Genomic DNA, 21,769 nt, shown 5'->3' with positions numbered 1-21,769 from the left:
GCTATTCGCCGCCTTTTCTAGCTCTTTCCGAAATGTCGTAAATGCTCTCCGCCAAATCGGTAAACAAAATACCATTCAAATGATCAACCTCATGCTGAAACGCACGCGCAAAATAACCCTGAGCTTCAACCGTAAACGTCTGGCCGCTGCTATCTTGACCAGTAACCACGATACGCTCCGCACGCAGAACATCGCCGTTTAGATTAGGAATGCTCAAGCAGCCCTCAGGACCAAGCTGTTCGCCTTCCTGCTCTACAATAACAGGATTGACCATTTCGACCAAACCGTTTTCATCGCCAACATCCACAACGATCACTCGCTTAGAAATACCGATTTGTGGCGCTGCAAGACCTACACCCTCAGCGTCATACATCGTTTCAGCCATATCTTTAAGCAGCTTCTGCAAATTTGAATTAAATTTTGTTACTTCCATAGCCACTTCCCGCAATACCGGATCTGGCTCTTTCACAATTATACGGATACTCATAGTATTCCCTTCCTTTGCATTCATTAAAATAGTAACAGCTATTTATAATATAACTTGCGGATCTACGTCAATACTGAACTGCACTTGGCGCTGCGGTGGACCGTCCGTGAAGGACTTAAGCGCCTTGCGAACAAGGGCGGAAGCATCGATGTTCCCCCGATATTTTATCACACATTGAAATCTGTAGCGATCCTTCATTCTCGAAATCGGTGATGCAACTGGTCCAAGCACCTCAAGCGCTCGCCCAAATCCACTGCTCAGCGGCAGCAAAACGCCTTCATTCTCAGCAAGCTCGCGCAAATCTGCCGCGAATCTCTCGCTAATTGAAGAGAGCAAGGGCAGCTGCTCATGAGACATCGTCACGAGAATCAGTCTGCAGTATGGCGGGTAGCCCATCGCGCTGCGATGACGCAGCTCCTCGCCTACAAATGCTGCATAATCATGCTGCTGTGCAGTTACGACTGCATAATGCTCCGGCGCATAGGTTTGAATAACAACCTCGCCCGGCAAATGATGCCTGCCTGCACGTCCTGCTACCTGAGTCAGCAATTGAAATGTCCTCTCCGCTGCGCGAAAATCAGGAAGATTGAGTGACGTATCCGCTGCAATGACCCCAACGAGCGTAACAAAAGGAAAATCCAGCCCCTTCGCCACCATTTGCGTACCAAGCAGCACGTCTGCCTTCCGATCTCCAAACTGCTTCAGCAGCTTCTCATGCGAGTTTTTCTCCGTTGTCGTATCCACATCCATTCGGATGACTCGAATGCCAGGGAACAGCTTGGAGAGCTCCTCCTCCACACGCTGCGTCCCCGTCCCAAAATATCGAATATGCTCGCTTTGGCAGGAAGGACATGTAGTCGGCGCCTGCTCTGCATGGCCGCAATAATGGCAGCGCAGCGCACGTGATTTCTGGTGGTACGTAAGCGATATATCGCAGTGCGGGCATGCCGCTGTATAGCCGCAAGACCGGCACATCACAAAGGTTGAATAGCCACGTCGATTCAGCAAAAGCACGGACTGCTCGCCACGCTCAAGCCGCTCAGCAAGCGAGCTATGCAGCAGTCTGCTGAACATTGAACGATTGCCCTCCTTGAGCTCCTCCCGCATATCAATAACGGCAACCGGAGGAAGCGGCCTATCTCCAACACGGCCTGGCATCGGCAGCAAAGCTGGCTCTTTTCCCTCATCTCGAGCGGACAGCGGACGGCTGGCCGCAGCAAAGGATTCCAATGATGGTGTCGCCGAACCGAGGACGACGGCAGCTCCATGCTGCCTGGCCCTTCTAACCGCGACATCGCGTGCATGATATTTCGGGCTCTCTTCCTGTTTATAAGAAGATTCATGCTCCTCATCAATAATAATAAGCCCAAGTCTTTCAAAGGGTGCAAAAATAGCCGACCGTGCTCCAATGGCTACCTGAACCTGCCGAGCGCGAATTTTCCGCCACTCATCGTAGCGTTCGCCATTCGAGAGTCTGCTGTGCAATACGGCAACCGCGTCTCCAAATCGTCCCTTGAAGCGTTCTACCATTTGGGGCGTCAGCGAAATTTCTGGAACGAGAACGATCGCCTGCTTCTCCTGCTCCATACAAAATTGGATGGATTGCAAATAGACCTCTGTTTTCCCGCTTCCCGTCACCCCGTGCAGCAGCATCGTTTGAGGCTCCTCTGCAGCTACAGCACGAACAATACGATCATAAACAGCATGCTGGGCGGCCGTAAGCTCAAGCGGAGTTGTACGCTCGAATACACGGCCAGCATAAGGATCACGCTGCTGCTCGACCTCTTCTAGTACGAGTAAGCCTTTCTCCGCTAACGAGCGCACGCTTGCAGCAGATCCCCCCGCCTCCGCAAGCAGCTGTTGAAGCGGCAGCGGACCCCCATGTTCAAGCATATGCGCGAGCACCTCGCGCTGCTTCGCTGCACGCGCTGGCAAAGCTTGCAATTGCGCGCGAATAGCATCTACATCATCAGGCACGTAGACGGTCAACACCTTGCGTATGCCATGCCGGTCGCGTATGGACGTCTGTTCGATGAGTACACCCTCGCGAAGAGCCGCCTTCACAGCTTTCGCATGATCAGGGAAACGCTCAAGCAGCACCTCCAGCTTCACGAGCTGCCCATTCATGCCGATCCATTCGGTCATCGCAGGCGGAAGATCCTCCTGCGCCGCCTCTACATCTTGAATACCGATAAGCCGTTCCGCTTTCCCCTTTAGTGCTGCTGGTATCATCGCCTGCAGCGCTGTCGTCCAAGAGCAGCAATATTTCTCGCTCATCCACTGCGCCAGCTCGATAAGATCAGGAAGAAGCGGCGGAACATGATCAAGCAGCTCGGAAACAGGCTTGATCCTGCTTATTGCAACATCCGTTGTATCAGTGAGCTGGGTCACGAAGCCTTGGAGTACACGACCGCCAAATGGGACGCCGACGCGGCTGCCCACTTCAATCCATTCTTCAAGGGCAGCAGGAACCTCATAATCAAATGGCCGATCCGTCTGGCGGCTCGGCACATCCACAATGACTTTAGCAATCATTCCTTTCCCCCTCCAGAGAACACAAGCCGCTCCGCGATAATATCGAGCAGCCGAAGCGCAACCTCACGCTTAGAGAGCAAAGGCATAGCTTCAATAAGTCCCTCTGGGCCAAACACTTGAACGATGTTCGTATCGCCGTTAAAGCCCGCACCGGCCAAGCCCACATCATTCGCGACAATCAGGTCGCAATTTTTCCGTGTTAGCTTGTCCATCGCGTAATGCTCGATCTGCTCCGTTTCTGCCGCAAAGCCAACTAAAAACTGATGCTGCTTCCGCTTCCCCAGCGTCTCCAAAATGTCAGTCGTCCGCTCAAGCTCCAGCACTAGATTTTCGCCGTTCTTTTTCAGCTTCTGATCGCTGACATATACCGCACGATAGTCCGCAACTGCGGCCGACTTTACTACGATATCCATTTCAGCATAAACACCCGTTACTGCCTCAAGCATTTGCTGTGCAGATTCAACGCGAATAAGATTAACGCCGCTTGGAGGGGCCGCTGTTGTGCGGCCTGCCACCAAAGTAACCTCAGCTCCCATAAGCAGCGCCGCCTCCGCAATGGCGAAACCCATTTTCCCCGAGGAATCGTTCGTTAAATATCTAACAGGGTCCAGCCTCTCCATCGTGCCCCCGGCTGTAACGAGCAGTCGTTTCCCTTTCAGCTTGCTGCCTGCGTCAAACCACGAATGAATGGCAGCCACAATGTCCTCCGGCTCAGCGAGCCTGCCTTTGGCCACGTAGCCGCAAGCGAGCTGCCCTGTCCCTGGCTCCACAAACATAGCACCACGCGATGCCAGCAGCTCCATGTTATGAACGACTGCAGGATGCTCGTACATATGAACATTCATAGCAGGAGCAATAATAATGGGACATGTTGCTGCAAGCAGCGTCGTACTGAGCATGTCGTCCGCGTGCCCGCCAGCCAGCTTCGCAATGGCATTGGCTGTAGCAGGAGCAATCACAATCAAATCCGCATGATCTGCCAAATGAATATGCGATACGACAGCAGGATCTCTTTCATCGAACGTATCCATATAAACTGGATTGCGCGACAACGTTTGCAAAGTAAGCGGCGTTATAAATTTTGTCGCTGATTCAGTCATAATTACATGAACATTAGCGCCCGCTTGCACAAGCTTACTGCACAGCGCTGCGCCTTTATAGGCTGCAATTCCGCCTGTGATGCCGAGAATAATTGTTTTTCCGTTTACCATGGAGTATCTCCCGTCAAGCTTATGAAATAATATATTTTTAAATTAATAATGTCCGGACCTCGAGCTCATTTCGGTTACCAGTCTTTGCGGCTTCTTATGCTTGTAATATGAGCCACATGGTGCTTTCCGTGCCAAGCTACGAAGCCAAGAAAATTAGCTAAGCCTATTTGAGTGCCCTTCTCAGGGTGATAAAACATTTTTTCAAAATCAGACGCCTGCATGGAACGCAGCAGCAAAACCCAACGCGCATAAATCCCCTCGACAATTGCTAAGCTAACGTCTGGGGCTGCCTGCAGGCTGTCTGCCGTCTCCGCCCAACGCACCTCATTGAAGGGCTTAATCGTCGGATTGGACTCCGTCAACGCCAGCTTGAAGCGTGAGAAGCTGTTCATCGAAGCATCTGCCAGATGATGAGCTACCTGCCGCACAGTCCAGCCGCCGCTTCGATATGGTGTATCCAATTGCTCATTATCCAAATCTGCTAACGCTTCACGCAGCTGTCCTGGCAACTTTTCAATATCTGCAATCCACTGCTCTCGATGCTTTACTGTCATTCCCTCGAACGAGTACCTACCAATTGGATAACGCAATTTGTCCATTCCGTTCCCTCCTGTTCATTCGTAACTACAGCATTCATCACTTTTTCTATCATATCATATACGACCTCAAAATCTAACCAGACCGTTCATATTTTGAGCGAGTATTTAAGCTTTTTTTGAAGCAGCCTTAAGCAGCAAGAAGGTGAGCAAGCTAAAACCCGCCTTTACCGTATGTCTTCTCTCAATTCATGCGCCATGCGGTAAAGCTCCGCAATGTCATGCCTGTCAATCTCTTCAAACCTTCGGATTGCTTCTTCAATAGCAACCACCTCAACCGCAATGACCTGCTCGCCATCCGGCGGGTTTAATGGGGCGCCCACAATATGGACCTCGCCATAGCCGACTAATCTCACAAAATGGGGATGCGGAATATGAGGGCGATACGGCTCACTTGCCGAGGATTGACACTTAAAACAGCCAAACGGCTTGTAGTTTACCAGCTCTGCGCCGATTTCCTCCTTCACTTCCCTCACCAAAGCATCCATATAAAATTCATCAGGCTCCAGTGTTCCGCCGATAAGCTCCCATTTGCCATTATCAATTTTCATGATGACATATTGATCTCCAACCATTGGAATAATGCTAATATTGCTGATTGAAGCCTCATCTACCTCATAATCAAGCGAAAAACAATTTTCAACAGCGCCCCACACGATCCCTTTGGATAGAGCCGGGTACTGATTCAGAGTCATCTTCATGCGTCCATTCTTCCTCTGCATCTATTTTTTTCCAGAACGATCTTCCCGCTTTGCTTAAACTTCATTTTTCAAGTTCAGCTTATCTATTTATTTTTGATGAAAGAACTGAATAATACCCACAGCCAAGAGCATAACAAAAAAAACAATAAAAAAACCAATAGCAAACCTTGACCATGACGATCTCTGCCGCCTCGAAGCTTTTTTTAATTGAGTCACTTGATCTTCAAGCTTGTGCAATGTTTTCTTAATCTCCTGAATTTCTTTCTCATCAGCCAAAACATTCACTCCTTCCAAGCAAGCATTAATCAACGTCCACCTATTCAGCAGCAGCTTTTCATTATTAGTTTTAATAGTGTAACAAATTTTCGGCCTCTGTTACACAAAAAGCTGCCCAAGGCAGCTTAGCTACACCTCGGACAGCTTCTCATATCGGATGGTTACTTCTGATTTCTCTCAAGCAGCAGATTAGTTATTTCCTCTGCCTGTGCCAGCACCGATACTGGATCAAAATACCAATAGCGGTCAGCAGCAAGCTCATAAACATGATTATTTTTCACTGCAGGAATTGCCTTCCAAATATTGCTTTCCTTGAACTCAGCTGCTCCTGTTTCTGAAAATAACAATACATGATCCGCTGCGTATTCAGGTATTACCTCGAGCGAAAGCTCCTTCCACTGCACTTCCATAAGCTCGTTTTTTATGATTTCGGAGGGCGTTAGCTGCAGCGCGCCATAGATGGCTTGGCCGCCTCTGCCGAAGTTATCTCCAAAAGTATAGAACACGCCGCCCCCTCCTGCTTCAATGATCGAGAAGGTTTCTGTCGGCGCAATAACACCAGCAAGCTTGCTGCGCAGCTCCGCAATTTTCTCATCGTACTTAGCAAGCCATGCCTCTGCTGCTTCTTGTTTGCCAAGCAGCTCGGCAATCCCCCGCACCTCTTCATGTACACCCTTGAAGGTTGCATCCGTTCCGAATGGAATAACGACAGTCGGAGCAATCTTAGAGAGCTGCTCATACGTATTGGCGTCCGTAGTTGCTGTAATAATAAGATCAGGCTCGAGTGAAGTAATCTTCTCCAAATTTGAACCGCTTCTATCACCAACACTTTCAATGCCTGCTACCAAATCCGCTGTGTATGGATTTTCAATATAATAATCATTGCCACCAACCGGCTTAACTCCTAAAGCAAGCACTGTTTGCAAATACTGCTCTGCAACGATTCGTTTGGGTTCAACTGGTATTTCCACATCGCCATTTACTGTACTATAGAGCCGTGTCGTCTTTTCCACTTCTGCTGCTGGTGCTTCGGTACTCGTGTTTTCTGTCGCTGCCGCTGCTTCATTCCCAGTCGTATTGGTCGGTTTATTCGCTCCGCCACATGCTGTCATCAACATCATAAGCACAAGAAAAATCGACCCCAACCCTAAACCTTTATTCCATCTTTGCATCTTTTCTTTCCTCTTTCCGTTAGTTATTTAATACGAATGATAATCATTCTCAAAAATAACTTTACCAACATCGCTGTACCTGCGTCCATGCCTAAATGTGATGCAGCCCTAAATTCGAGCTATCTTCTTGTCATCAGCCTCATGATGTCCATAAGCTGCTTCTCCGTTGAAGCGGGATCAAAACCATAAAAAATATCATTTTTTATGAAATAAACATGATTATTTTGAACTGCAGCCATCCTTCTCCAGCTTTCTTTATTCATGAATGCCAATACATCAGACCTTTCCTGTCCATGTTCAGGAAGGCCAAAAAACATATGATCAGCAGCAAAGGCGGGAACGGCTTCAAGTGATGTTTCTATATAACCGATCGTACATTGTCCATCCTTCAGCAAGCACTCGGGCGGCGTAAATTGCAGTGAATCATACAACATATGAGTACCCCGTCCCCACTTGTCTCCATACACATAACAGGTTTCAATACCAAGATCTATGACAACAGCTGTGCCGCGCTTGCCGATTTCACGGTCAAGTCTCTCGCTAGCTTCCTCAATTAATGCTTGCAGGCGATTCAAGCAATCATTTGCTTCCGTACCTTTATCCACTACGTCAGCAATATAACGAAACTGCTCATCCCAAGGAAGCTCCTCGAACGGCAAGCTTATAAGCGGCGCGATAGCACGCAGCTCAGTCGAACGCTCTTCTGTCGAAGTATAATCAATAATCAGATCAGGCTTAAACGGACGGATAGATTCGAATACACAATTGGGGACATTATCATGCCATTTCGCTGGTTGCTCCTTGATCACACCTCGAAAATGATTAAAGATCCAGCTCGAAACAACGCCCACGCTCGGCGTCACGCCCAGTGCCAATAAGCTTGCAGAATAATTATAGGTTAAAGAAGCTATTTTTTTGGGCTTTTTCAAATAGATCGTTGGAGCCGCTCCAACAAACTGCTTGAATTTACGACTTAAATAAAACCCATCCTGATAGCCGACCTGCATCGCTATTTCTACCAAATCTGATTTTGTGCCCAACAGCTGCTCTTGGGCTGCACGTATGCGCAATTCTGTCACATAGCCTTTAAAGGTTTTACCGCTATGCTTTTTGAATTCCCTTGAAAAGTGCTCAGCGCTTACACCCGAAATCGCAGCTAGCTGCTTTCTCGTCAATGGCTCGCGATAATGGTTTTTAATATAAAGCAAAGCCTGTTCTATCCAGGGCTGGGCAACCGAGTGCTTTTCCTTTCCATGAAGCTCGTGAAGCTTGCTTAAAAACTCACTAAAGAGTGCTTGCACCTCGAATGTCTGCTCTTGCTCCAATTCGAAATGAGCGTGTCGCTCCAAATTCGCCGTCATTTGCAGCGTGTGGCGATTCAGATTAAGCCTGGCACTTTCTTCAAACGGCCATTTCTTTACTGCTCCTGCCGCTTGAACAACCGGTTCCTCGGAGAACTCGATTCTCAACATATGCATAGAATGATAGGGAGCCGCTCGGAAAGTAATAAGACTGCCTTTCGCGACAGCAATAGCCGTGCCGCATTCTGCTTCATAGCTTTTATCGCCAATATAGGCGATTCCATGCCCTGCCACAATAACCGTTATTGAATAGTCGTCACTATTTTCAGCTATTACAAAGCTTTCCACCATCTGTTTGTACACTCGTCTTAGACGACAATGCACTCGTCCAGGCAAAGCTGTGTTTAATACTGGAACATTCTTTAAAGACATTTTCACAACATCCTTTTCTTTATGACTGCATAAGGGTGATCCAATCAATAGAATATAATGATAATCATTCTCATTATATACAAAAGATTGTGATTGTGAAACACCATTTATTATTAATTTGCACAAGGTGAAACGGCTGTCGCCGTCCTTATAGCGGTGGCGCGTTTCATTCCGGAGAAATATAGAGAAAGTATAGGAAAGGATATACTTTCCTATATTTGAACAAAATCACCCTAACGAGTGATTAGAATTCGCAGATGCGTCAGCTCACACTTCTAACGGAAACCACAGACGCTAAATCGCCTTTATTTTTCGTTTCAAGATTCTAACGGAAGCACAGGCCTCTATTTGCACCCAACATGCACGATCTCGCTTCATTTCTGCGTAATAGCGTCTCCCTGTTCCGTTAAAATATGACGCTATCCAAAAATGGAACTTTAGCGTCTCTGGTTTCCGTTAGCTTTCGTTATCCTCTCTCCGGCTTCTGGTGCAGCATCGTAATCAACAGGTTCGGAGAATGCAGAGTTTCCTATACAAGGTGAAACGGCTGTCTCCATCCTTATGGCGGTGGCGCGTTTCATTCCGGAGAAATATAGGCGGAGTATAAATGTGAAACTTATACTTTCCTATATTTCAATAAAAAAAACGGAGTGCCTGCAGTATCGCTGGCACTCCGTTCCATATGGATATTCAGTAAACTAATCCTCTTTCGTCGCGAGGTTTTCTACTCTGAGAATGTCACCGTAAATTTCTTCTAGTGCTACACCTACATACTTGCGGGAGCGCGGATTTTTAAGCTCCGACTTATCTCCGTTGCGAAGCATGCGAGCGCGTCTTGAAGCTGCTACGACTAGCGTGTATTTACTGTCAACTTTTTTCACCATTTCATCAATGGACGGATATAACATTGTTCATTCTCCTCACTCATGCTTTCTCAATTGCGGCAACCATTCCTGAAACGTAAGGTAAATATCTTTCTCTGCGGCAATGCTCGGCAATCATGATACTGCGAATACGATCGCAAGCAGCATCTATCTCATCATTCAATACCGCATAGTCGTAGTGTCCGAGCAAATTCATTTCCTCTACAGCTACAGACATACGGTTATTGATCGTATCCAGTGATTCAGTACCACGGCCTGTAATCCGCTGCTTCAGCTCATCCAAGGATGGGGGCAATAGAAATACGAAAATACCTTCGGGAAACTTTTGTTTCACCTTAAGTGCTCCTTGTACCTCAATTTCCAAAATAACATCCTTGCCGCTAGCTAAAGTGCTTTCAACGAAATCACGCGGCGTACCGTAGTAGTTTCCAACGTACTCAGCATGCTCCAGCAGCGCATCCCGGGCAATCATATCCTGGAACTGCTCTCTGCTTCTGAAAAAATAATTCACACCATCTACTTCTCCCTGACGCGGCAGCCTTGTCGTTGCCGACACGGAATATACCAGCTCAGGCACCTTGTTACGAAGAACGGAGCATACCGTTCCTTTGCCAACCCCTGAAGGGCCGGACAATACAATTAGTAATCCTTTATCCATATTACTCCCCGTACTATTCGTCGTTATCGTCGTCCTTAGTAGATAATCGGTGGGCAACCGTCTCTGGTTGAACCGCCGATAAAATCACATGATCACTATCCGTAATAATAACAGCGCGCGTTCGGCGTCCATATGTTGCATCTATTAGCATATGGCGGTCACGTGCCTCTTGAATGATCCTCTTAATCGGAGCCGATTCCGGGCTTACGATGGAAATAATGCGGTTAGCTGATACAATATTGCCAAATCCGATATTAATAAGTTTAATAGCCAAGCCTGGTTCCTCCTCCGCCCACGGTCTTCCCTTGGTGCATCTGCCTGCAAATGTTCAATACCATTTTTTATGTTTAATAGATGTAAAGACGACAAGTTCGCGTTCTTGCCAAATACCGACAGAACTACTGCACTATTGTTGACGAAAAAAGTGCCGGACATACGTTCCGAGGCACGCTTAAGCCTACGCTGAAGCAGCAACGGTCAATCTGTCCTTGCCATGGATGTTAGTATCCAAGCTTTATTTTAATTGATTTTTCACAAACGAACAAGCGAAAAAGCGAAAACAGGCAAAAAAGCCTGCTTTTCGCATTCATTCTACTCTTTTTGGCTACATACGGCCGGTCTTATCCCATACATATTGTGTAAGCTGCACACCCATATCATAGAACATGAACGGCGTAATTAAATAAATGCCATTAAAATGCGGTAAAGCCGCATCGAGCAGCTCCTTCGCAATTTGTATACCCTCTGCTCGACCTGCTTCGCCTTCGAGTCCAGCCATTCGCTGCCGAACCTCGTCAGATAGCTGAATACCTGGCACCTCATTATGCAAATATTCTGCATTTCTTCCGCTGGCAAGCGGCATGATGCCAATAAATACAGGCACACTCAAATGTTTTGTTGCTTCCGCAATGCGTTCGATTAAGCTAGGATCGTAAACTGGCTGTGTCATAATATAGTCTGCACCGGAAGTGATTTTCCGCTCAAGACGCTGTACTGCTTTATCCAGATGCTTAACGTTAGGGTTAAATGCAGCGCCTACAACAAATTTCGCCTTTTGCTTCAATGGCTTTCCTGAGAATGCCGTTCCGTCATTCAGCTGTTTGATCATTCGAATCATTTCGAATGAGGTTAGATCATAGACCGAGCTGGAATCCGGCAAATCGCCAAAGCGAGCAGGATCCCCGGTTACAGCCAGCACATGATCAATATCAAGGGCATCGAGTCCCATCATATGAGACTGCGTACCGATCAAATTGCGATCTCGACAGGCAATGTGGACGAGCGGCCGAATGCCTACCTTCTCTTGAATAAGCGCCGCTAGCGCAATATTGCTCATACGGGTTACAGCAAGCGAGTTGTCGGCCATTGTAACAGCGTCAGCCTTCGCTTCCTTAAGCGCAGCCGCACCGTCCATAAATTTGCGAATATCCAAATCCCGAGGGGGGTCAAGCTCAACAATAACCGTATGACGCTGCTTTACAAGATCAACGATAGACGGCTCCTGTATCACCTGCTTTTGCACCGAAGCATCGAGCGGTTTCTCCTGGCTCTCGGGCCGCTTGATAACGATCTGTTCTGTCGCAGCTACAACGGTGGTCGTTGGTATCGTTTGCGGTATGTAGCCATCAAGCGCCTCTGCTATCGCCTTAATATGTGCAGGCGTCGTACCGCAGCAGCCGCCAATGAGCCGCGCTCCACGGTCTGCAAACCGCTGGGCACTCTCTGCGAAATATTCAGGACCCGCAGAATACGCATATTTGCCATCAATATAGTCAGGTATTCCCGCGTTTGGATATACCGACAATGGCAATTCAATGGAACCTTCTATCGCATCAATAGCTCGTATGATGCCGTTAGGGCCGCTCCGGCAATTAAATCCAACAATATCGGCTCCCTCCGCTTGAAGCTGATCAAAGGCACTCTTCATCCCATTCCCCGTCTGCGCACGGCCAACGTCCTCGACCGCAAACTGGCAAATAACAGGCACATTTGACGAAGCTCTAGCTATTCTCAGCGCTAGGAGCATCTCATCTAGATCATAAAATGTCTCAAGCAATAGTCCGTCTACACCCTCATCAAGCAAAGCATGCATTTGACGCTGATAAGCATCGATGACCTTCGCTGTCCGTAGGTTTTTAAGCTTCCCGTCACGGATAGAACCAACGGCCCCGACAACATAAGCATCCTTGCCGATTGCTGCGCGAGCAACGCGAACGCCAGCACGGTTAATCGCATCCATCTCATCTTCTAAACCGTACTTGGATAGCTTCTCCAAATTCGCCGAAAACGTATTGGTCTCTATGACTCTGGCACCGGCATCATAATAGCTAAGATGAATATTTTCAATAATATCAGGACGAATCATATTAAATTCTTCATAGGAAACGCCGACAGGGAACCCCATCTGATATAGATAGGTTCCCATCGCGCCGTCCCCGGTTAAGATACGCTGCTTGAACGCCTCTCTTAAATCCGGTTTCATTTTATTTATACCACCCATCATACTGTGCTCTTAGAACGTACCTCTGAATGATACCGCAGCTGGGCCACTCATGTAAACATGATTGTCCGACTCATTCCATTCGATAAAGAGATCGCCGCCTTTTAGCGACACAGTAGCCGCCCGATCCACAGCGCCATTTAGCACAGAAGCAACGACTGTAGCACATGCGCCTGTACCGCAAGCAAGCGTAGGGCCTGCGCCTCGCTCCCATACACGCATATCCATATGAGTGCGCGAGTTAACGGTCACGAACTCCACGTTGATTTTACGAGGAAATAACGGGTGGTGCTCAAGCTGTGGTCCCCAGGTGCTTAAATCAAAATTCGCAGCATCATCCACATAGATAACACAGTGCGGGTTGCCCATCGATACAGCCGTGAACTTAAATTGCCCTCCATCAACCTCTATCGGATGCTGGATGACTTGCTCTGCATCAACGGTTGTCGGCACCTGCAAACCATTCAATATCGGCTCGCCCATATCTACACGCACAGACGATACTTCGCCATCTTGAAGCGTAAGCTGCACTCGCTGTGCTCCTGCGCCCAATGTCTCAATCGTAATAACCTCTTGATCGGTTAATTTATTATCATAAACATATTTCGCTACGCAGCGAATCGCATTCCCGCATTGCTCAGCTTCTGAGCCATCCGAATTAATAATACGCATGCGGAAATCTGCTATGTCCGAAGGCAATATATATACGAGTCCGTCAGCTCCGATTCCAAAAAAACGATTGCAAAGCTGAATCGCAAGCTCAGCCACATTTTCTGGAAGCTGCTGCTCACCTGCTATTACGACAAAATCATTTCCTAGACCGTTCATTTTTGTAAATTCCATAGGTTTGCCCTCTCCCTGCCGCATCTCTAAGTATGAAATAGCTGTTATTAATTGCTATTAGCATACCCCAAAGCAAGGAGAAAGGGCATTCACCATTTGTATCATCATTTGCATTTTCTTGTTATCTCGCAGCGCTTTGCGGTCCAATCGGCCACTTGGCTTTGTTCTTCTTTTTGTTCGAGGTGCCGAACACGCTCCCTATTCCCATTAGGAAGGTTGGAATTCCCGCAGCAACAAATACAAGGCACCATTCCCGGAAGCCAATCGGAACGGTTTTGAAGATCGGCTGCAGCGCTTCGATATAGAGCACACCTATCATTAGCAGCAGCGATGAAAGCACGGCAAGCACCAAATATTTATTTTGAAACGGATTGCGGTGGAAAATAGACCGCGAGCTGCGGCAGTCGAATACATGAATGAGCTGAGCCATAACGAGAGTTGCAAAAGCGACCGTCTGTGCTTTCATAAGCTGTGCAGCGCTGCTTGGCCCATCTTGCAGCGTTAGCCAAAATGCCCCCAACGTACATATACCAATCAATATTCCACGGCTAATAATTTTCCAGCCAAGCCTGCGAGAAAAAATGCTTTCCTTGGCTGAGCGTGGCTTTTGCTGCATAAGATCTTTTTCCGCCTGATCAACGCCAAGGGCCATCGCCGGCAAACCATCGGTCACCAGGTTAACCCATAGAATTTGAATCGGCACCAAGGGCAGCGGCAGACCCGCCATCATAGCTAGGAACATGACAAGGATCTCGCCAACGTTCGACGCTAATAAATATCGGATGAATTTTCGAATGTTCTCGTATATGCCTCTGCCCTCTTCAATAGCAGCTGCAATTGTCGAGAAATTGTCGTCGCTCAGCACGAGCGCTGCAGCTTCCTTAGTCACATCGGTGCCGGTAATGCCCATAGCGATTCCGATATCTGCCGCTTTTATTGCTGGCGCATCATTTACCCCGTCACCGGTCATGGCAACCACATGCCCTTGTCGCTGAAGCGCCTTGACGATACGCAGCTTATGCTCAGGCGATACGCGGGCATAAACATAAATGTTATCTACCAGGCGGTCGAGCTGCTCATCCTCCATCGCTTCGAGCTGCTTGCCGCTCATGGCAATGCCTCCGCGCGGCATAATGCCCAGCTGGCCGGCAATAGCCTCAGCCGTTAATTGATGATCGCCCGTAATCATCACTGTTTTAATTCCCGCACGTCTACATGTTGCGATCGCTTCCTTCACCTCGCGGCGCGGCGGATCGATCATACCCGTAAGGCCAACAAATACGAGCTGGCATTCTGCATCGCTTTCCGTCTCGCAAGCATCGGTGGCGCGCAGATCGCGATAGGCAAGTCCCAGCACTCGAAGCGCATTTTGAGCCATAAGCTCACCCGCTTCTGCACATTTACGCTTCAGCGTGCCGGTGAACGGCACAACCTTGCCTTCCCATAGCACATAGGAGCAATGCTCCATCAGCAAATCAGGTGCACCCTTCGTACAAATGAGGCGTCCGCCCTGATGAGACACAATGACCGACATGCGCTTGCGCTCTGAATCAAATGGGAACTCCTTCTCCCGCTTATATAGCTGCTCCAGTGATTTAGCCGAAGAGCCTAGCTTAGCTGACAGCACGGCAAGCGCACCTTCTGTTGGGTCGCCTTTAAGCACCCATTCTTCCTGAATCTCCTTGCTTTTTCGCTTGCCAGTATCCGCTGATTCGACCTTCATAATTTGAGCATTGTTGCAAAGCGCACTTACTTGCAGCAGCCGCTTAATCGATAAATCATGCTTGATATCCAAAGCATTTCCCGCTTCATAAATAGCACCCGTAGGAACATACCCTTCACCCGAAACCTCTAATTGCCTGCCGCCAACCCAGACATGCGTAACTGTCATTTTATTTTGTGTCAGCGTTCCTGTTTTGTCTGAGCAAATGACAGAAGCGCAGCCAAGCGTCTCTACCGATGGCAGCTTGCGCACGATCGCCTTCCGCTTGATCATTCGTTGTACCCCGAGTGCAAGCGCGATGGTCACGATCGCCGGCAGCCCCTCCGGAATGGCAGCAACGGCTAAGCTTACCCCTGCCAGGAACATGCCATACGCTGGCTGACCATGCAAAATTCCAGCGACAACAACCATTATTGTCAATACAACGGCAACGACTATTAATATTTTGCCCAGCTGCTCAAGCCGGTGCTGAAGCGGCGTCTCCATGGATTCTGTTTGCTGAATCAGCCCTGCAATCTTGCCCATTTCTGTATCCATACCGGTACGAACAACGACCGCCTTCGCGGTGCCGCGTGTCAGCATGGTGCCCATGAACCCTATATTGCGCTGATCTCCGAGGGGAAGATTCTCCTCTGCAATCACTGCTGCATGCTTGCTAACCGGCACAGACTCTCCGGTCAACGCCGATTCCTCTACATAGCAGCTGTTCGCTTCCAGCAAACGCACATCAGCCGGAATACGATCTCCGCTCTCCAGATAAATGAGGTCGCCCGCAACAAGCTCCTTAGCAGGAACGGTTAACAGCTCGCCTCCTCGATAAACCTTGGCAGAGGGCGCCGACAGTTCCTTCAGCGCCCGCAAGGAACGCTCCGCTCTAAACTCTTGCACAAAACCAAGGACGGCATTAATGGCTATGATGGCGACAATCGTAATCGCATCCAGATATTCACCCAGCAAGCCAGAGATCAAAGTCGCTCCCATCAAAATAAGTACCATAAAATCTTTAAACTGATTTAGAAAAAGCAATATCGGTGAGACACGCTTCCCCTCCGTCAGTTCATTCCGTCCATTTTGCTCCAGCCGATGCGCCGCTTCCGACGTCGTCAGCCCTTGCTCAGGGGAGCTGACTAAAGCGTCCACCAGCTCACTTGTCCCCATTTGATGCCATTTCATTTGTTCCATGGTATAACTCCCTCCCGTAATATACCGAGCCAAGCCGTAACGACGCCGGGCCTTCGGACAGCCTTTATAGGGTAAATGTATTCGGACAGCCTATAAAATATCCCACTAGGGGCTTAAGTTTTTGTCTCAACTATGGCATGATAGAGAAAGACTGACTAAGGAAGCGAGGAACCACACACCATGGCATTAGACGGCATCGTCACCCATGCAATAGCACATGACCTTCAGCGCTGCGTAGGCGCACGTATACATAAGATTCATCAACCTACCAATCACGAGCTTGTATTCAGCATTCGCGGTGCGGGAATGGGCAAGCTGCTTCTATCCGCTAATCCCACCTACCCACGAGTCCACTGGACGACTGGCACATACGTTAACCCTATGGAGGCGCCGATGTTTTGTATGCTGCTTCGCAAGCATTGCGAAGGCGGACAGATCGAATCCATTCGTCAAGTTGGACAAGAGCGAATTCTTCATATCGAAATAAAGCATCGCGATGAGCTCGGCGATTTATCGAACAAAACGATTATTGTTGAAATAATGGGACGACACAGTAACATTATTTTGATGGATCCAGCAACAGGCATGATCCATGACGGCATACACCATGTTACACCTGCCATCAGCAGTCACCGTATCGTGCTGCCTGGAAGCAGCTACACCTCTCCGCCAGAGCAAGGCAAGCTCGATCCTTTAGCCATTTTAGAACAGCAGCAATTTTTCGACGCTCTTCATGAAACCGATGAAGCTGAGCCTCTGCATAAGAGACTGGTGAATAAGCTTAGCGGCTTCAGCCCCTTGCTTGCCAAGGAGCTGGTATATCGCGCACAATCGAGTACTGATGCCGAACCAGCTTCCGAAGAGGCATCAGAGCCCAACTTAGCAGCTCTATGGAACAGCTTCGCAAGCTTTGCAGAGCAAATAAGAAACGATCAATATACACCAAACATCAAAACCATTCCTGATTCAGGGAAATCATTTTTTTCGATCACTGAGCTTACTCATATTGAAGGTGAAGCTGTCTTTTTCCCGGATATCAGCGCTTGCCTGGAAGGCTTTTACGGCAACAAGGCCGAACGTGATACCGTTAAACAGCGTGCTGCGGATCTCATCAGATTCGTCCAAAATGAAAGAGCAAAAAATATTACGAAGATTAAGAAGCTCGAGGATACGCTCACAGAGGCGAAGGATGCGGAAAAATATAGAGTGCTTGGCGAATTGCTAACCGCCTATATGCATCAAATCAATCGAGGCGATACCAAGATCGAGCTCGTTAATTTTTATGATGAAGAGCAAGCTTTAGTCACCATTGATCTCGACCCGCAGCTTACTCCATCCGATAACGCTCAGCGTTATTTCCGGAGATATACGAAGCATAAGAATAGCCTGTCCATCGTCACCGAGCAAATGGAAATTGCCCGTACAGAAATTCAATATTTCGAGTCGCTGCTGCAGCAGGTGGATAACGCCTCGCTTGGCGATATCAGCGAGATTCGCGACGAGCTTGTCGAGCAGGGCTACATGAAAGAGCGAGGCAGACGCGGAGCCAAAAAGAAAAAAATACTCAAGCCTACCTTGTTATGCTACACCTCCTCTGAGGGCGTGACCATGTATGTCGGCAAAAACAATACGCAAAATGAATATTTAACGAATCGTCTAGCCTCGTCTTCTGACACTTGGCTTCATACGAAGGATATTCCTGGCTCACATGTCGTTATCCGAGGCGGCCAATTCGGCAACGCGACACTGGAGGAGGCAGCGATGCTCTCCGCCCATTACAGTCAAGCACGCGATTCCAGCTCCATTCCAGTTGACTATACCTTCGTTCGGCATGTGCGTAAGCCAAATGGCGCGAAACCGGGATTCGTCATATACGACAATCAAAAAACGCTTTTCGTTACACCGGACTTGCAGCGCATAAAAGCACTTGCATGCGAATTAAAGTAATCCATTGCAGTCAAGCAATAACACCTTCGGCGTCCTCAGACGTCGATGAAGCTTTGCAGAGGTTATACAGAATTGGATAAGTGTGTCGCTTCCGAATTCTGTATAAATAAGAAAAAACAAGGTGAAGCCGGGACTAATCAGTCCCGGCTTCACCTTGTTTTTATTTTTGTATAGGAAACTATGGATTCTCCGAACCAGTTAATAACGATGCTGCTCCAGCAGCCAGAGAGGGGATAACGAAAGCTAACGGAAACCAGAAACGCTAAAATGCCATTTTTGGTTAACGTCACATTTTAACGGAAGTGGGAGACGCTATTACGCAGAAATGAAGCGATATCGTGTATATTTGGTACAAATAGAGGCCCGTGTTTCCGTTACAATCTTGAAACGACATATATAGGCGATTTAGCGTCTCTCGTTTCCGTTAGAAGTCCGAGCTGACGCGTCTGCGATGTGCAATCAGGCAGATGTACTTAGCCCCTTGCAGAATCTAGCAGCTGAAGCACATTAACATCTACCGTGCGACTCCCTACCTCACCATGGAACACGATTCCTTGGCGCGATCCATGAAAATCCGAGCCGCCTGTCGCAATCAGCTGAAAGCTTTCCGCAAGCTCCAGATATCGCCGCTCATCCTCAAGGTCGTGATCCGAGTGGAATACCTCAATGCCTTGTACGCCATAACGAATAATTTCCTCTACTAAAGAATCGTTGTTGTACAGACCGGGATGTGCAATTACACTAACTCCTCCTGCTTCTCGAATCCATTCAACCGCCTCGAAGGGATGCAATCTGGGCGGATTAACATACGCTGCGGCACCGGCAGCCAAATAACGGTCAAATGCCTCCTTCATGCTGGAGACAAATTGTTTTTGCAGCAGAACTGCTGCAATATGCGGCCGACCAACACTGACTGCGGCAGACTGCAACGACTCTTTCGAAGCAGCTCCGTGCGCAGCAGCCCTAACCTCGTCCATCGTGATCGACAAGCCCAGCTCTCTCAAGCGAGCAACCATCATTTCATTCCGCTCATCTCTTGTGCCGCGCAGGCTTGCTAACCTCTCCAGCCATTTCTCATCATCATTTTGAGTATAGTAGCCTAAAATATGAATATCCGTTCCATTTGCAACGGTACTCACTTCCACACCTGGTACTACTTGAATGCCTAACCGTTCTCCCTCCAGCATCGCTTCTGCGACGCCTGCAACCGTATCATGATCCGTAATTGCAATCGCAGCTAGTCCTGCTGCTTTGGCTAATCGGACATTTTCAGCAGGGGATTGCATCCCGTCCGAAGCAGTCGTATGCGTATGCAAGTCAACAAGTCCATGCACTAGAGCCATTGCTGCAGATCCCTCTCTCTCAAAAAAGATAAAAATGTAACTGCGGATATCGGTAAAATGGCAGATTTCAAATAAATCGAATAAAACTTTCGCTGAAACTGTGAATCGGATACTTTGATCATACGAATGAGATCAAGCGCCACCTCATGCTTAACGGAAGAAGAAGAGATAAAGGATATGCCTAAGCCCGCCTCAACAGCCGACTTTACAGCACCTGTACTGCCAAGCTCCATTACGATCTTCATCGATGCAGGATCAATATCCTTTTTCCTTAGCTGCTCCTCCATAACCAGTCTAGTACCCGAGCCTTGCTCACGCAGTACAAAAGGATATTCCATAACCTCTTCTAACGTTACGGATACTCGATCCGCGAGTGGATGCGACTTGGATACAATTAGCCGAAGCTCATCGCTCATAACCGCCTCCATATGCATATCGGGATGATTCACAGGCGCTTCAATTAAGCCAAAATTAAGCTGATGGCTCAAAATATCCTCCATAATTTGGGATGTATTCATTACCTTTAAGCTAATTGATATATGCGGATACTCTTGGCCAAACGGTCCAAGCAGGCGCGGTAAAATATATTCGCCTATCGTAAGGCTTGAGCCTAGCTGAAGCCTCCCCTTGAGCTGTTTCGTGAATGCGGACATCGCTAGATCCGTGTCCCGTATTATATCAATGCTGCGTTGAGCATACGGCATAAGCGCCCTGCCTGCTTCCGTCAGCTCGATTCGTTTAGTCGAGCGCTGCAGCAGCTTTGTACCGAAATAATCCTCGAGCGACTGTACTTGCATCGTTACAGCAGGTTGAGTCATATGTAAAGATTGCGCCGCTGCAGAAAAACTGCCGCGTTCTGCAACCGTACTAAAAATATGCAGCTGGTGAAAATTAAGCGCCATGTTCAAATCATCCTTTCTTCTAGTTCATATTATACTACAAACCATGTACAGTATCTCAAAACAGTGCATAAAAGGCGTGCAATCTTTTTTTGATTGCACGCCTAGTTTCCATACTATATCGTTTTCCGGTTTTATTTTCGTTTTCTGCTGCTCTTTACAAGGGTCATGCGCCGAGAATGACGTAGCCATGAATAATAGGATTTCAGATCCCTAAGTTCAATCGTTTCTGACATTCGTCCAAGGAAGGTTACGATGATCATTTTCTGTAATGGAATTCCGGTAATATCCGTTTCCGTAAGCGAATCTGCAAACTCAGCAACAAAAACGAGATCATCGTCGATTAAATAAACATCCTGTTCGTTGCGATAATAAGGCTGGACTCGTCCTTCCTTCAAGCATTCCCAAAGAAATTCAGCTATATCCTCATAGCCGGTTCTTTTGCTTTCAATCCGATCCAGCCAACGACTTTTGGCATGGTTCGTAATTACGACATCCGCTACTTTTTTATCTCCCAAATCGATATAAAACGACTCATATGTACTCCATCTTCTCGTCATTTTATCTTTCATTTCGCAACCAACTCCTCCCAAGGAACCGGGTCTTTTTAACTATGAATTTAATTCCATTTTACCATGATTGTCCGATATTACAACAATGAATTAAATTCAAACCATATTTGTATATTATTGGATATATAAAATAAAAAAAGACGCTTCTCAGCTAATAGTTTGCTGAAAAACGTCTACTATACATAAGTTAATATTTATGAAGGCACTGAAAATTACAGACTATAAAATCTTGTCTTGTCTTCAGTATCCTTACTGTATTCGGTCTTGATTTCATTGCGATATGAACGTTCAATCTTCCGAACATATGAAAGCTTACCCATTTGGCGCACAGCCTCTTCCGAGCGTTCAGCGTTCATATACATCACGACGTAGTGCATCTTTCGCGACATATAATGAACGGTTCCAAACCGCTCCAGTGACCTCGCAGCTTTCAAATCGCTTACCCATACGATATAACCCGTTCGCTCTGGCAGCATCCTTTCCCTCCTAAAAAGTTTGCAAATAAGC

19 protein-coding genes are annotated in these 21,769 nt (G+C 47.7%); 1 reads left to right on the top strand and 18 read right to left on the bottom strand.

The window, feature by feature from the left end; translation table 11 throughout:
- Position 1: 1 nt before the first annotated feature.
- The 14 genes from def to MHI37_RS13680 form a co-directional block, all read right to left on the bottom strand.
- Complete coding sequence (def, locus tag MHI37_RS13745) at positions 2–487, bottom strand: peptide deformylase (protein ID WP_076335381.1); 486 nt, start codon at positions 485–487, stop codon at positions 2–4.
- A gap of 42 nt (positions 488–529) precedes the next feature.
- Positions 530–3,022, bottom strand: coding sequence for a primosomal protein N' (gene priA / locus MHI37_RS13740; RefSeq protein WP_076335382.1), 2,493 nt, complete (start codon positions 3,020–3,022; stop codon positions 530–532).
- Complete coding sequence (gene coaBC / locus MHI37_RS13735; protein ID WP_076335383.1) at positions 3,019–4,233, bottom strand: bifunctional phosphopantothenoylcysteine decarboxylase/phosphopantothenate--cysteine ligase CoaBC; 1,215 nt, start codon at positions 4,231–4,233, stop codon at positions 3,019–3,021. Before coaBC ends, priA begins: the two co-directional genes overlap by 4 nt.
- 74 nt (positions 4,234–4,307) lie before the next feature.
- Positions 4,308–4,832 carry a YfiT family bacillithiol transferase gene (locus MHI37_RS13730; RefSeq protein WP_076335384.1) on the bottom strand — a complete coding sequence of 175 codons (525 nt, stop codon included), beginning with the start codon at positions 4,830–4,832 and terminating at the stop codon, positions 4,308–4,310.
- Between the two features lie 164 nt (positions 4,833–4,996).
- Positions 4,997–5,530 carry an NUDIX hydrolase gene (locus tag MHI37_RS13725; protein WP_076335385.1) on the bottom strand — a complete coding sequence of 178 codons (534 nt, stop codon included), beginning with the start codon at positions 5,528–5,530 and terminating at the stop codon, positions 4,997–4,999.
- A gap of 87 nt (positions 5,531–5,617) precedes the next feature.
- Positions 5,618–5,806, bottom strand: a complete 189-nt coding sequence (locus MHI37_RS13720) for a hypothetical protein (RefSeq protein WP_076335386.1) — start codon at positions 5,804–5,806, stop codon at positions 5,618–5,620.
- A gap of 161 nt (positions 5,807–5,967) precedes the next feature.
- On the bottom strand, positions 5,968–6,978 hold the full coding sequence (locus MHI37_RS13715) for an iron-hydroxamate ABC transporter substrate-binding protein (RefSeq protein WP_076335387.1): 1,011 nt from the start codon (positions 6,976–6,978) through the stop codon (positions 5,968–5,970).
- Between the two features lie 119 nt (positions 6,979–7,097).
- On the bottom strand, positions 7,098–8,711 hold the full coding sequence (locus MHI37_RS13710; RefSeq protein ID WP_083676093.1) for an AraC family transcriptional regulator: 1,614 nt from the start codon (positions 8,709–8,711) through the stop codon (positions 7,098–7,100).
- Between the two features lie 698 nt (positions 8,712–9,409).
- On the bottom strand, positions 9,410–9,619 hold the full coding sequence (rpoZ, locus tag MHI37_RS13705; RefSeq protein WP_076335389.1) for a DNA-directed RNA polymerase subunit omega: 210 nt from the start codon (positions 9,617–9,619) through the stop codon (positions 9,410–9,412).
- Between the two features lie 16 nt (positions 9,620–9,635).
- Complete coding sequence (gene gmk / locus MHI37_RS13700) at positions 9,636–10,253, bottom strand: guanylate kinase (RefSeq protein WP_076335390.1); 618 nt, start codon at positions 10,251–10,253, stop codon at positions 9,636–9,638.
- A gap of 13 nt (positions 10,254–10,266) precedes the next feature.
- Positions 10,267–10,527, bottom strand: coding sequence for a DUF370 domain-containing protein (locus MHI37_RS13695; RefSeq protein ID WP_005548256.1), 261 nt, complete (start codon positions 10,525–10,527; stop codon positions 10,267–10,269).
- A gap of 330 nt (positions 10,528–10,857) precedes the next feature.
- Positions 10,858–12,735 (bottom strand): bifunctional homocysteine S-methyltransferase/methylenetetrahydrofolate reductase, encoded by a 1,878-nt coding sequence (locus tag MHI37_RS13690; RefSeq protein WP_076335474.1) that lies wholly within the window; start codon positions 12,733–12,735, stop codon positions 10,858–10,860.
- A 30-nt stretch (positions 12,736–12,765) separates the two neighbouring features.
- Complete coding sequence (gene dapF / locus MHI37_RS13685) at positions 12,766–13,596, bottom strand: diaminopimelate epimerase (RefSeq protein WP_076335391.1); 831 nt, start codon at positions 13,594–13,596, stop codon at positions 12,766–12,768.
- 121 nt (positions 13,597–13,717) lie between these two features.
- Positions 13,718–16,501, bottom strand: a complete 2,784-nt coding sequence (locus MHI37_RS13680) for a calcium-translocating P-type ATPase, SERCA-type (RefSeq protein ID WP_076335392.1) — start codon at positions 16,499–16,501, stop codon at positions 13,718–13,720.
- Positions 16,502–16,681: 180 nt separating this feature from the next.
- Here MHI37_RS13680 and MHI37_RS13675 point away from each other — a divergent pair, with 180 nt between their 5' ends.
- Positions 16,682–18,448 (top strand): NFACT RNA binding domain-containing protein, encoded by a 1,767-nt coding sequence (locus tag MHI37_RS13675; protein ID WP_076335393.1) that lies wholly within the window; start codon positions 16,682–16,684, stop codon positions 18,446–18,448.
- 473 nt (positions 18,449–18,921) lie between these two features.
- Here the strand turns inward: MHI37_RS13675 and MHI37_RS13670 are convergent, their stop codons facing one another.
- The 4 genes from MHI37_RS13670 to MHI37_RS13655 all read right to left on the bottom strand — a co-directional run bounded on the left by MHI37_RS13670 (position 18,922) and on the right by MHI37_RS13655 (position 21,738).
- A complete protein-coding gene (locus MHI37_RS13670) occupies positions 18,922–19,791 on the bottom strand; it encodes a PHP domain-containing protein (protein ID WP_076335394.1) in 870 nt (289 codons plus the stop codon).
- Positions 19,782–20,693 carry a selenium metabolism-associated LysR family transcriptional regulator gene (locus tag MHI37_RS13665; protein ID WP_076335395.1) on the bottom strand — a complete coding sequence of 304 codons (912 nt, stop codon included), beginning with the start codon at positions 20,691–20,693 and terminating at the stop codon, positions 19,782–19,784. The genes MHI37_RS13670 and MHI37_RS13665 overlap by 10 nt, the downstream gene beginning before the upstream one ends.
- Before the next feature lie 131 nt (positions 20,694–20,824).
- Positions 20,825–21,262, bottom strand: coding sequence for a hypothetical protein (locus MHI37_RS13660; protein WP_076335396.1), 438 nt, complete (start codon positions 21,260–21,262; stop codon positions 20,825–20,827).
- 212 nt (positions 21,263–21,474) lie between these two features.
- Positions 21,475–21,738, bottom strand: coding sequence for a YlbG family protein (locus tag MHI37_RS13655; RefSeq protein ID WP_076335397.1), 264 nt, complete (start codon positions 21,736–21,738; stop codon positions 21,475–21,477).
- Between the last annotated feature and the right edge of the window lie 31 nt (positions 21,739–21,769).

This window comes from Paenibacillus sp. FSL H8-0548 (genome assembly GCF_038630985.1).
In the GTDB taxonomy this organism is placed as follows: Bacteria; Bacillota; Bacilli; order Paenibacillales; family Paenibacillaceae; genus Pristimantibacillus.
The sequence above is the reverse complement of the archived record's forward strand: the minus strand, read 5'-3'. Positions and strand labels throughout refer to the sequence as shown.